Raw genomic sequence first — 12,423 nt, 5'->3', positions numbered from 1 at the left:
GTATTAAATTATGAAGAATTTTAAATATTTATCAATATTTAAATTGCGAATTTCCAGGAGGAAACATCAAAATTGAAAGTTTCATTAATTGTTGGTGATTTATCTGGAGGCGGTAGTATTCGAGCCTTTTTACTAGCTCAAGTACTGCAAAGCCTCAATTATCAAGTAGAGATTCTTGGTTTTATGTATGGTAAAGAACTGTATGCTATTCCTCCGTCTGGCATTTCAGTTGTTTCTCTTCCAGGTACAAATTATCCAGAATTTTTGATATCTGCTCGTCAACTTTTGCAAAAAATAGATGGAGACATTATTTATGCTGTAAAACCCAAGTTTACAAGTTTTGGGCTATCGCTACTGAAAAAATTTATTGGTCATCGTCCTGTAATTTTAGATATGGATGACTGGGAACTCAGTTGGCACGGAGGTGATGAGTGGAAATATAGTCCTAGTCTTAAGCAATTTTATCGTGACATTTTCAAGAAAAATGGCGCATTAAAATTTCCAGATCATCCACTGTATCTCAAGTGGATGGAAAACTTAGTGGCAAAGGCAGATGCAGTAACAATAGATACTGACTTCCTGCAAAAACGCTTCGGTGGTGTTTACCTACCTAATGGTAAAGATACCACAATGTTTGACCCCCAGAAGTATGATTCTGAGACTAGCAGAACGGATTACGGTCTTTCTGAGTATCGAATTCTCATGTTTCCTGGGGCACCACGACCTCATAAGGGGGTTGAAGACATTCTAATGGCACTCGATTTGCTGGATGAGCCAGATTTAAGATTAGTGATTGTGGGTGGTAGCCCTTACGATGATTATGACGATAAATTGATTCAAAAGTGGGGACGTTGGATTATTAAATTACCAAGGTGTTCTGTAGAATTAATGCCTAAAATTGTAGCATCTGCTCACATTGTAGTTGTTCCCCAGCGAGATACTTTGACTGCTCGCGCTCAGTTTCCCCTAAAGTTGACAGATGGAATGGCAATGGCTAAACCTGTATTATCTACGTGCGTTGGAGATATTCCCAAAATTTTAGGTAATACTGGTTACTTAGTCGAGCCTGCTTGTCCCGAACAGCTTGCTAAACAAATACAATTGATTTTTCAGGATTTAGAGTCAGCAGAGCAGCAAGGTATTAAGGCAAGAGAAAGATGTGTGGAACTCTATAGCATAGAGACTATGGCTTCTGTGCTTAAGTCGGTAATTGCTCGGTTGTAAATCTTGATGGAGGTTCGATTTATTTGATTATTACTAAATTTGGCGAGTATAGTGTGAATAATATTAATAAATTAAAATTGCATAAAAATAGCCAATGTCTACCAGAAAACTATTACTAAGATTTGCTAAACCCTATCCAGGTTTGATTCTGCTAACAATATTGTTAGGATTTTCTGGAGCTTTATTTAATGGAATTAGCACAGCTTTAATTGTGCCAGTAATTTTAAAGATTGTCGGGCAAGAAGTAGATTTAAGTTCTGCCCCTCCCATCCTAAAAAGGTTAATATCTCCCTTTGATAATACTCCAGAATCTTACCGGATAGTAATCATGGCCGGGACGATTCTATTAACAATTTTTCTAAAAAACTTAGCAACTTATGCCAGCTCCTTGACATCGAGTTCTTTAACCCGAAAGCTGACATCAGATATGCGCGAAACCGGGTTAAAGCTATTACTAGAAGTTGATATAGATTATTATGCAAAAACAAAAGTTGGTGATTTAATCAACCGTCTTGGTGGAGAAATTGGTCGGGCTGCAAGTGCTATAGGTAGTACGGTCAAGATAGTTATCCTAGCAATCACAATTTTAGTTTTTGTTGGTTTATTACTGTCAATATCTTGGCAGTTGACAATTGCTTCTACGGTTTTGCTGTTGTTGGTGACATTAATAAATCAGTATGCCATCTCTCAGTCGAGAACTTTTGGTAAGCAGTTGAGTGAAATGTCTAGAGCATATTCAATCTCTGTGCTGGAGACTTTGAACGGAATCCGATTGGTAAAGGCGACGGGAAACGAAGAAAAAGAATATCAACGGATTCAAAAATTAATTCGCGATCGCGAGTTAGCAGATTTCCAATCTCAGGTTAATTCGGAAGCGATTACACCTTTGAGCGAGGTGATGGGTATTACAGCTTTACTGCTGATTGTACTTTTGAGTAAAACTTTCTTTGCTGGCCAGGTTTCCTCTCTTTCTACCGTACTTTTAACATATCTATTAGTACTGCTACGAGTGCTGCCATTAATTTCTCAGTTAAATACTATTCGCAGTAACTTTGCCAGTACCGCCGCCAGTGTAGATGTGGCAAATGAATTTTTAAGCCTTCATGATAAGCCGTTCATGGCTAAGGGTAAGCTTCCCTATACAAAATTAGAAAAGGGCATATCTTTTAATTCTCTTCGGTTTGCCTATCCTGGTCATGAAAAAATGGTACTTAAAGATGTAAGTTTATTTTTACCACATGGCACGACCTTAGCATTAGTAGGCAGTTCTGGTGCTGGTAAATCCACTTTAGCAGACCTTTTGCCTAGATTTTATGACCCAATAGCTGGCAGTATTACCATTGACGGTACTGATTTGCGGGAGTTCGATGTTGTATCCCTGCGAAAGCGAATGGGGATTGTCAGTCAAGATACCTTTCTTTTTAATGACTCGGTGCGAAACAATATTGCTTATGGGCGAGAAGAGGCTAGTGACGATGAAATTCTGACAGCAGCCAAGCGAGCAAATGCTTATGAGTTTATTAGCAAATTGCCTCAAGGATTTGACACCTTAATTGGCGATCGCGGCGTGATGTTATCTGGTGGACAAAGGCAAAGATTAGCGATCGCCCGCGCCCTGCTGCAAAATCCAGATATTCTGATTTTAGATGAAGCCACTAGCGCTTTAGATACCGTTTCCGAACGTTTAGTACAATCTGCACTAGATGAATTAAGCCGCGATCGTACAACCCTTGTAATTGCTCACCGTCTTTCCACAGTCCAAAAAGCCGATCAAATTGCCGTATTAGATCAAGGACGGGTAGTAGAAGTAGGAACCCATGATGAACTCTTACCAAAAGGTGGTTACTACTCACGTTTGTACTCAATGCAATTTAGCGAACAGCCTAAGAAAGACTTAATTCAGACAAAAATTTTTAAGGCAATGCGCCTAAACTCTAAGAAATTTGTTGAACATCCTGAAGCCGCTACTAAACACAAACAAAGCTTGCTCCGCATCTCTCACGAAATTCGGACACAGTTAAACTCAATGATTGGGTTCCTGCATTTATTACTTGATGATCTAGTAGACAATTCCCAAGAACAGCAGCAATTAATTGAAGATTCTTACAAATCAGCTTGGAGAATTCTTAACACCATAGAGGTTTTTGAAGATGTTATGAACCTGCAAATAAAGGGAGAATTTATCTCAATCTCTGAAGAAAATAAAGATATTATAAGCAGCTATTATCAGACATTTAATCATCTATCAAGTGAGTTTCGGACTTCTCTAAATCTCATACTTGGCTCTCTCCGTTCTCTAACTGATAATTTGATATACACCCCAGAAGAACAAAAGGGATTAATTACTGAAAGTTATGAATCTGCTATATCTTTGCTCGAAAATTTAGAAAAATTTGAAAATAGTATTAATATTTAAATTTATGAAAAATCCTGCTTTAAAAAAACACTATATTTTTTTTATTGGTGAAGAGTTGCCGCAGCCAGAGGCTCACCTAGTGCAGTCTACAAATGCAGCCAACGGCGCTGCCAACTTGGGATACTCAACAGTTTTGGTATATCCTGAAAAAGGAGCAAAAGCTATTAATCCGGCTAATTTAGCCCGTCCTTTTCAACCGAGAAAAACACCAACAGAACTGATCAAATATTATAACCTCCATGACAAGTTAAAAGTTGCTCCTTTACCTATGCCTTGGCCAATTGACCATTTTCGGAGCAAATTTACTGACTCTAACACCATTGCCAGCAAGTATTATTTACCATTTCACATACTTCCAACTACTAAAATTGTCCACAGTCGCAACTGGAATTTTGTCAAAGCTGCCATCAAAAATGGCGTTCCAGCAATTTATGAACACCACCACCACGAAGACAAACCATTTGAGCCAGAAATTGTTAAAAATCCGCTATTGCAAATTGCTGTCACCGTTGTAGACACCATCCGCGAAAGCATGATTAAAAATGGGATGCCACCAGAAAAACTGATTACAGTGCACAATGGTTTTAATCGCTTATTTATGGAGAGACAACCCGAAAAAGCAGCCGAATGGCGTCAAAAACTATTGCAAGATGAAAGCCAAAAATTGGTAGTTTATGCGGGAGCTTTACAGCAATTCAAAGGTATTGATGTATTAATTGATGCAGCTCAAGAAATGCCTAATGTGCAATTTGCTTGTGCAGGTGGTAAGCCAAAAGATATCGAATATTATCAGCAATTGGTAAAAGACAAACAAGTTCATAATATTAAATTTTTGGGCTATATATTACATAATGATTTAGCCTCTTTGCTACAAGCAGCCGATGTTTTAGCTCACCCTCATTGTTCAGGAAAAGCGGCAACTTTCACATCTCCCTTAAAGCTGTTTGATTACTTCGCCTCTGGGACTCCCATTGTAGCAACAGAAATCCCTTCATTAGTTGAGTTTCAAGATACTCAAGCGATCGCTGCTTGGTGTGAGCCAGATAATCCCAGCAAATTTGCCGAATGTCTAAAGCGGGTTTTAGAAACTCATCCCAGAAAAATAGAAGGTTATCCAGATAGTATCAATTTTGTTAAGCAGTTCTCTTGGGAAAATAGAGCGGCAAAAATCCTGAGTTATGTTGATGAATCTCTGTTACCCCAACTTGTTAGATAAGCAAAAATGAGTGATATTAGGGAAAATAACTAATGAAAATAATAACTGACTAATAAATAAAATGACTATTACAACTGTAGGCATGATTAGCAGCTATCGAGGTTTAGAAACTAGAGCCGATTGGCTGTGGCAACAATCTCCAAATCAATTTGGAGTTTGGGGCAATATCCAAATGCAAGCATTGGCAGCCAAACCAGATTTTCTGCTGATGTATCAATTTGATTTTCCCCAAGCAGCGCCACAAACATCTTGGTTTGATAATTTTCGTAAACGGCAGCAAAAATCAGTAGTAAATGTTGATTCTCTACTGCGTGATGTGAGTAAAGAACGGATTATTTATTTACTAAGAGAACCGCCTTTAGATGAAATTATAGAAATCACTAATCATAATTACCAACAAGCCCAAAAGTATTGTGGGTACGTTTCTGGCCCAGATGATTTTGCCCCTACTCCTGACTATATGCCTGCTATTTGGTATCACTCAAATTCATTTCAAGATTTAAATGAAATGCCACCTCCCCAAAAGGTTGCTCCATGTAGTTGGATTACTTCAGGAATTAGCCGCACTGTCAACCATCGTCAGCGTTTAGATTTTTTGCAGTCTCTACAATCTAGTGGTATTAAGTTTGATTTGTATGGGCGTAACTTACCACAATGGGCGAAAAAGTCAGGAGAACTGGGTAATAAGTGGTATGGCATGGCACCATACTATTACAATCTAGCAATTGAAAATTATGCTGATAATAATTGGTATGTAAGTGAGAAACTTTGGGATAGTTTACTTGCCTGGTGTCTACCAATTTACTATGGCGGCTCGGCTGCTGATAAATTATTGCCACCGGGTAGTTTCTTGCGATTACCCAGTTTAGATGAAAAAGGCATTGCCTACATTCAAGAAATGACAGCTACACCTGATGCTTGGTATGCTGCCAAAGATGCGATCGCAGAAGCACGTCAAATCATCTTACATAAATTAAATCTGCTTAACTGGTTGTCAAACTTTGTTGATCAACACTCATAAATTATGAATGGTATTTGTACCCTTGGCAATGATTATGTTTTCGATCAACTGGTGGCTCTGCTCAACAGTATTGATGTGATCTTGGGGCCGGAAACGCCTGTTTGTATCTATCCTTTCGATGATCAGACACAGCGAATCGCTAATGAAATAGCTAAACGACCTAATGTATTTCTTTACGATAATCAAGAATCAATTAATCGTTGGGATCAATTTATGCTCTCAGCAGCACCAGAACGATTGAATCGCAGTAAATTCCGTTTGTATGGCGCTCACCGTCGTTTTTGTGCTTTTGATGGGCCATTTGATAAGTTTATCTATTTAGATGCAGACACTTTGGTGATGAACTCTCTAGCGGCAGTGTTTGAAAAGTTAGATAATTATGATTTTGTTGTCTACGATTTTCAATTTAAAGATGTTAGTAAAGTATACAATGTTAATTCTCCCAAATTACTAAAAGTTTTTGAGCAAAAGCGCATTGATTCTGAAATATTTTGCTCAGGCTTTTATGGCTCAAAGCGGGGCATATTTAACTCAGAACAAAGAGATTTGCTGATATCCCATTTACAAAATGGGGAAGCGGAAATTTTGTATGAAGGGGCTGGTGAACAACCACTAATAAACTATATGGTAATGAGGTCTAATCTTTCTATTTATAACTTTGCTCAACAATTACCAGATAATCAAAAAACTGGATGTTCTGCCACATCTAAGCACTTTGAAGAACGAGAATATATTCTCTATGATAAAGGCAATCGACTAACTTACATTCATTATATTGGGGTTCCTCCTAATATCAATCAAGCAGTATGTGCTGGAGAAAACATTGAGTTCCCTTATCGAGATTTATTTCTCTACTATCGCTACTTACACGAACCAGAAAAGCGTCCAGTCTTTACAAATCCTCCTAAAAATTATAATGACGCTCCAACACCAAATTTACTTACAAGAGCTTTGCGAAAACTTAGGTTAATTAACCAAGGATAATTTATGACTAGGGGCATTTATATTGTTGCCAATGACCGGGTTATTGATAATGCGATCGCTTTACTCAATAGCATTCGTTACTATGACCCAGAAGTTACCGTTTATCTCATACCTTTTAATGAAAATTATCATAAGGTAGCAGAGCAGCTTGCTACCTTACATAAAGTGCAAATTTTTCCAGATTTAGAACTGATTGAGAAATTTACCAAACGCATCGGAGAAATTTTTGATCGGGATTTTCTTGCCTTACCCAACAAAATGCGTAAACTGGTGGCGTGGTTTGGCCCTTTAGATGAATTTATTTATATTGATACTGATATTGTCGTTTTTGAAAAAATTGTTGACAATTTAGACAAACTTTCAGAAATTGATTTCTTCTGTTGTGATTACCATCATGCCAATGACAAGCTGCGAAATATCTTTTCCTCATTTGTGAAAGAGCAGCAAATTTTTTCAGATGCTCAACTTGAAGACGTTTTCAATAGCGGTTTTTGGGCTTCCAGAAAAGGAACTATTACCGAACAACAGATGGATGAAGCTTTGCGCGAATGTGCTGCACATCGAGAATATTTCGATTTTTCTGAAGGAGTTACAGACCAACCTATTTTAAATTATCTTGTTCTTAAACTAATTGCCAAACGCGGTAATCTTGTCAAAATTCCTGGGGGAGGGCCTGGTAGTTGGGCTGGTTCGCAAAATTTCCAACAGCAAGACTACGCCCTCTATGACCGAGGACAAAGACTAAAATACCTGCACTGGGCTGGTACGCGGATGAAAATTGGTAGTCCATATTGGCAATTGTGGGAACATTATCGCTATCTTCATGAGGGTAAATTTGCCTTCATCCCCAAACTGACTCGCCGTTTATTTCCCTTTGTTACCGCCCGTACTTAATATTATGAGTATTCCAATGATTGATGGCATTTACATCTTAGCCAATGATGTTGTCTATGACCAATTAGTTGCATTGCTCAACAGTATAGAAGCTAATGCTGGTAGAAAAATTCCTATTTGTATACTTCCATATAATCAGCGATTAGATAAGGTAAAGGCAGAGATTGCGTCTAGAGATAATATCAGCTTATTTGAAGACTCTGATTCTATAGCTTATTGGGATAATTTTGCCACTCAGATATGGAAAAATTACCCAAGAGCACAAAAAACTTGGCGAGAGTGGGGCTTTCCAGAACTTTATGAGCTACCAATGCACCGCAAATTTTGTGCTATCGATGGCCCATTTGATAGATTTATTTATTTTGATGCAGATACTTTGTTAATGGGGCCTGTAGATTATGTGTATGAAAAATTAGATAACTACGATTGGGTAGTCAATGATTTTCAATATAAATCTGACTTAAAATTTATTTTTGATGGCTCACCAGAGCAGATGCAGCAAGTTTTCAACTCAGATGATTTACAATCTAAAGTATTTTGTGCTGGTTGGTTTGCAACTAAGAAAAATATTTTTTCTCCAGCAATAAGAACCGACTTAATCAAGAACTTAACATCAGGTGAGGCAGATGTCATGGCCTTTTTAGCGCCTGACCAATCTTTATTTAATTACATGGTGTTGAGAAGTGGAATTTCCTATTATAATTTTGCTTTTCATGACTACGAACAGTCAACTGGTAATCACTGGAGTTCTCAATTTGATGTAGTAGATAATATCCTTTACGACCAAGGACGGCGGCTGACATATCTGCACTATATGAGTATAAGTTCATCAAAATTTACTCAACTTTGCGGCGGTGAAGATGTTAATATTCCATATCGAGATGTGTTTTTGCATTATAGATATTTAAAGTCGCCAGAACAAAGGGTTAAAAGCTTTAAGCGTCAGAGTCCACTAGTACGCCTACAAAAGACTACTACAAGTTTTTTCAATCAAAAAATCAACAATATTAAGCTGAACTATCGTAACTTCAAGGATAGAATTACTAAATAATTAAATCAAACTTGACTTAAAATTTGTTTAAATTGTAGTTTATCTATTGCCCGATTATCGATAATAAAAATCAAAGTCTTTTAAAGTTAAAATTCTTAAGCGCAATAAATTATATAAATACTTAATAATTTTATTGCTTTTAAATATAATTCTATGCCCAATAAAGCGTTCGGGGTATTCTAACTTTGTTTGCTGCTCAAAATATATTGCCATATCCTCCATTTTCGATTCTCCCTTTTTAATTCTGACAAATTCGATTCTATTCTTAAAGAAACAGATACCTTCCATTGCACTCCATCTAACAGGTAAACCTGCTTTAGCAGCTGCTAAACCTATTGCATTTCCTTCACAGTCATACAGTCCATTTAACTCACAATGCAAGATTACGATAGTTCTCACCACATGCTAAAGTACAAAAACAAAATGTCTTTTTGTCTTGATTCATAGCTTTTTACGCTCCTTTTAATTAAAAATCTGCAACGCCAAAATTCTAAACAAAGTCGAGTATACTTTGAGTCATAGTTGTGATATTTTTAGCAGAGATACTGCGGATACAAATTTCAGTATTTGTACGTAATCTTAACGCAATTGAATCTTGGATTTATAAAATTTTATTACAAAATAAGTATTCACCACTAGCTAATGATCTCATTTGTAGCGGAACATCATTGCTGGCGGTGATAATTTAGGATAATTTGGATGTTGATGAAGCGTTACACTATCTAAGAAAAAGAATCTAAATCTAAAGATTGCATACCTTCGCGTTCTATAAAGGTCATCATACTTCCCAATTGCAACCAAACTAATAAACAAGTAAACAGACTAATTGGTAAACCGACTCCTAAAGCCAAGGAGGTAGGAAAACCAAATATTTCTAAACCTGAAGATAGAAATAGACAAGTACCGCCAGTTATACCTATAAATGGCACAAGTAATTCTTTGAGTGAAGAACGCGGCTTAGTATTTTCTGTGCGCTCACTTGGCCATTTCTGTACAATTACTTTCAAAGTGCCAGATAATGCCAAACCAGATGTTAATGCTGTCAAAAAGCCAACAAGTAACAGAAAATAAGGCGGTTGCAGAGGAAAATAGTACATGAAAACTCCTAATTTATATTAAAAATTTTTAGTTTTTGTTTGTTGACTGGTTCCCAGCGAAAGGCGTAAGGAATGTAGTTTTTGGCAGGATAGCAGCTGCGCCTTCCCTGGATAAGTCTGTTAAAATGCCGATCGCTACATTTAATAAACGATCCGGTTTTAAGTCATCTTTAATTAGGTTCCACAGGCGTTGGACATCTTCGGTGTGCAAGCGGTCATCTTCGGTGAGAGCAAGCACCAATTGTCGCCGCAGAAACTTGCCTTCTTCCGACATTAAATATTGGAATCCCATCTGGGCTGTAGGCAATACATCAAAGCTGCTATCGGTACGAGCGATCGCAATCAAATTCTCTAATCGCTGCCACTGAAATTTACCATCTTTGAATAATACATTCAACAATCGTCGCCGTAATGCGGGCGATTCCCCTGTCAGCAAGCGTCGTGCTATATAGGGATAACCCACCTCAACAATTTTGAAATTCGGGTTGAGGCTAAGGGCAATACCTTCTTGAGTCACCAAGGAACGAATAATTAAAGCAAACTTCGCCGGAACTCGGAAAGGATATTCATACATCAGTTCCGAGAATTCATCGGTAATAGTTTTGAAGTTAAAATCCTTGACATTTTTGCCTATGGCGTTTCCTAGCACCGCTTCTAATGCTGGCACAATCGGACAAATATTTGTATCTGGAGTCAGAAATCCTAATTTGACAAAATCTTCGGCTAAGTCGGTGTAGTCTTTATTCACCAAATGCACCAGTGCATCCACTAGTGTTTCTTTGGTGGTTTCCTCCAACTGATCCATCATACCGAAGTCAATATAAGCCATCCGACCATCGGGTACAGCAAATAAATTACCGGGATGAGGGTCAGCATGAAAGAAGCCGTGTTCTAAAAGCTGTTGCAATCCTGAAGTCACGCCAATTTGGATGATTGCTTCTGGATCTAAACCTGCTTCCTTGATGCGTTTAGTATCTGTCAACTTGAAGCCATCAATCCATTCCAGGGTTAAAACGTGGGTATTAGTATAACGCCAATAAATTCCTGGAACTTTAACTTGGGGGTCGTTGCGGAAGTTGCTAGCAAATTTTTCGGCGTTGCGCCCTTCATTTATATAGTCGATTTCTTCAAATAACTTTGTGCCGAACTCGTCCACGATTAAAGTTAGGTCGTGACCGAGATTGAGGGGTAACCAAGGAGCTACCCAACTCGCCCCCCAGCGCAATAAATAGAGGTCACGGGTGAGAGTTGGGCGTAAGTTGGGGCGTTGTACCTTGACTGCAACTTCTTCGCCACTAATTAGACGACCACGATATACTTGACCCAAGCTAGCTGCTGCTACTGGGCTAGGCGACAGTTCGCTAAAGCATTCATCAATGGGACGGTCTAGTTCAGTTTCGATAATTTTGTAAGCGATCGCATTATCGAAAGGTGGTAACTGATCTTGTAACTTGATCAGTTCTTCTAGAAAGTCCTTACGTATTAGGTCAGGTCTGGTAGAGAGGGCTTGACCAACTTTAATAAAAGTCGGGCCGAGGCGGGTGAGCAGTTCTCGCAACTGGATTGCTCGTTTACCCTTGTTCTGCTCAACTTTATCTTGCCATTCGTCCCATTTGAGACTGAGTATAAATCCTGCAAAAGAGAAGATAATTCTCAGGAGTCGCCCCCACGCTAGCCAGGGACGGTAACTATAGTAGCGAGCGATCGCCTCTGGATTATAGAGTTTTAGCAGAGCAGGTTGATACTGACCCACGCCTTTATTTGCCTCTTCAACTGAAAAATTTACAATGATTGTTTTTCTCCTAACCCACAAGTTAGTTGCAAGTTCAGGATAGCGGTAGTCTTTTATCTAAAACAACTAGAACTCTTACCCTTTTGGGATAAGGTTCGCGGTGATTTTAGCTTATGTTACTGCCTAAGATTTGTTTATCTTTTTCTTAATTATACTTTATAAAACTACAACTAATTATCAAGGTTTCAGAGGATTTTATCTTTTCTTAACTATTATTTATAAAAATATAAATATCTACCTGTGTCTGATTATTCAAATTTAAATAAACCGGGATCAAAAGTAACTTTATTTACCAACAGTTATATGGAATAGTAGTACTATTACTGTCTTGGATTTAACGAACTTTGGGGGTTTAAGTCCCCAGCAAGATAGGCAGCACGTTTTGTGTCGGGGTCTAAATCCCCGTCACAAAACGTAATTGCGAATTGCGTTAGCGGAGCGGGGCGTTAGCCCATTGCGAATTGCGAATTGGTTTAATCTTCGTTACCATTCCCGCGTCGGAATAAATTCCAAGGCTAATAGCTCAAGTCTTCTCAAGAGGAGTAAATACAAAATTTTCAGCCATGCAGAAGGCTATTTTATAGCGGTTCTCAGTCGAGTAGGTATAAAACCCCACCCCCAACCTTCTTTAAGAGCAAGCGAGGAGCTTGCTCTGATGTACCTCACTTGATTAGGAAAAGCTATATAAACGGAAAATTTCAGTCCACTTGAGTGGACTTTAGCTATCA

10 protein-coding genes are annotated in these 12,423 nt (G+C 38.2%); 7 read left to right on the top strand and 3 right to left on the bottom strand.

From position 1 onward, the window contains the following. The first annotated feature begins 72 nt into the window (after window positions 1-72). The 7 genes from CDC33_RS26415 (at window position 73) to CDC33_RS26385 (ending at window position 8,806) form a co-directional block, all read left to right on the top strand. Window positions 73-1,224 (top strand): glycosyltransferase family 4 protein, encoded by a 1,152-nt coding sequence (locus CDC33_RS26415; RefSeq protein ID WP_109011438.1) that lies wholly within the window; start codon window positions 73-75, stop codon window positions 1,222-1,224. Between the two features lie 94 nt (window positions 1,225-1,318). Continuing rightward, window positions 1,319-3,640, top strand: a complete 2,322-nt coding sequence (locus tag CDC33_RS26410; protein ID WP_109011437.1) for an ABC transporter ATP-binding protein — start codon at window positions 1,319-1,321, stop codon at window positions 3,638-3,640. Between the two features lie 4 nt (window positions 3,641-3,644). Continuing rightward, window positions 3,645-4,856, top strand: coding sequence for a glycosyltransferase family 4 protein (locus CDC33_RS26405; protein ID WP_109011436.1), 1,212 nt, complete (start codon window positions 3,645-3,647; stop codon window positions 4,854-4,856). 61 nt (window positions 4,857-4,917) lie between these two features. Continuing rightward, window positions 4,918-5,877 (top strand): glycosyltransferase family 10 domain-containing protein, encoded by a 960-nt coding sequence (locus CDC33_RS26400; protein ID WP_109011435.1) that lies wholly within the window; start codon window positions 4,918-4,920, stop codon window positions 5,875-5,877. A 3-nt stretch (window positions 5,878-5,880) separates the two neighbouring features. After that, window positions 5,881-6,861, top strand: a complete 981-nt coding sequence (locus CDC33_RS26395) for an Npun_R2821/Npun_R2822 family protein (protein ID WP_109011434.1) — start codon at window positions 5,881-5,883, stop codon at window positions 6,859-6,861. Between the two features lie 3 nt (window positions 6,862-6,864). Then, a complete protein-coding gene (locus CDC33_RS26390) occupies window positions 6,865-7,755 on the top strand; it encodes an Npun_R2821/Npun_R2822 family protein (protein WP_109011433.1) in 891 nt (296 codons plus the stop codon). 4 nt (window positions 7,756-7,759) lie between these two features. After that, the gene (locus CDC33_RS26385; protein WP_244919356.1) at window positions 7,760-8,806 is read left to right on the top strand and encodes an Npun_R2821/Npun_R2822 family protein; all 1,047 of its coding nucleotides are present in this window, start codon (window positions 7,760-7,762) and stop codon (window positions 8,804-8,806) included. Between the two features lie 54 nt (window positions 8,807-8,860). Here the strand turns inward: CDC33_RS26385 and CDC33_RS26380 are convergent, their stop codons facing one another. From CDC33_RS26380 to CDC33_RS26370, 3 genes are all read right to left on the bottom strand, one after another. Next, window positions 8,861-9,205: a hypothetical protein gene (locus tag CDC33_RS26380; RefSeq protein WP_146195861.1), complete on the bottom strand. Its 345-nt coding sequence runs from the start codon at window positions 9,203-9,205 to the stop codon at window positions 8,861-8,863. 323 nt (window positions 9,206-9,528) lie between these two features. Continuing rightward, on the bottom strand, window positions 9,529-9,903 hold the full coding sequence (locus CDC33_RS26375) for a hypothetical protein (protein ID WP_109011431.1): 375 nt from the start codon (window positions 9,901-9,903) through the stop codon (window positions 9,529-9,531). 28 nt (window positions 9,904-9,931) lie between these two features. Beyond that, complete coding sequence (locus CDC33_RS26370) at window positions 9,932-11,656, bottom strand: ABC1 kinase family protein (protein ID WP_109012713.1); 1,725 nt, start codon at window positions 11,654-11,656, stop codon at window positions 9,932-9,934. Window positions 11,657-12,423: the final 767 nt, after the last annotated feature.

This window comes from Nostoc commune NIES-4072 (assembly GCF_003113895.1).
GTDB lineage: Bacteria > Cyanobacteriota > Cyanobacteriia > Cyanobacteriales > Nostocaceae > Nostoc > Nostoc commune.
Note: the sequence above shows the minus strand (reverse complement) of the source record. Positions and strands in the feature narration are given on the sequence as shown.

Bases quoted from the DNA above. Each gene is read 5' to 3' on its own strand.
- CDC33_RS26390 (WP_109011433.1), top strand. From the start codon at position 6,865: ATGACTAGGGGCATTTATATTGTTGCCAATGACCGGGTTATTGATAAT.
- CDC33_RS26385 (WP_244919356.1), top strand. From the start codon at position 7,760: ATGAGTATTCCAATGATTGATGGCATTTACATCTTAGCCAATGATGTT.
- CDC33_RS26395 (WP_109011434.1), top strand. From the start codon at position 5,881: ATGAATGGTATTTGTACCCTTGGCAATGATTATGTTTTCGATCAACTG.
- CDC33_RS26410 (WP_109011437.1), top strand. From the start codon at position 1,319: ATGTCTACCAGAAAACTATTACTAAGATTTGCTAAACCCTATCCAGGT.
- CDC33_RS26405 (WP_109011436.1), top strand. From the start codon at position 3,645: ATGAAAAATCCTGCTTTAAAAAAACACTATATTTTTTTTATTGGTGAA.
- CDC33_RS26400 (WP_109011435.1), top strand. From the start codon at position 4,918: ATGACTATTACAACTGTAGGCATGATTAGCAGCTATCGAGGTTTAGAA.
- CDC33_RS26375 (WP_109011431.1), bottom strand. From the start codon at position 9,903: ATGTACTATTTTCCTCTGCAACCGCCTTATTTTCTGTTACTTGTTGGC.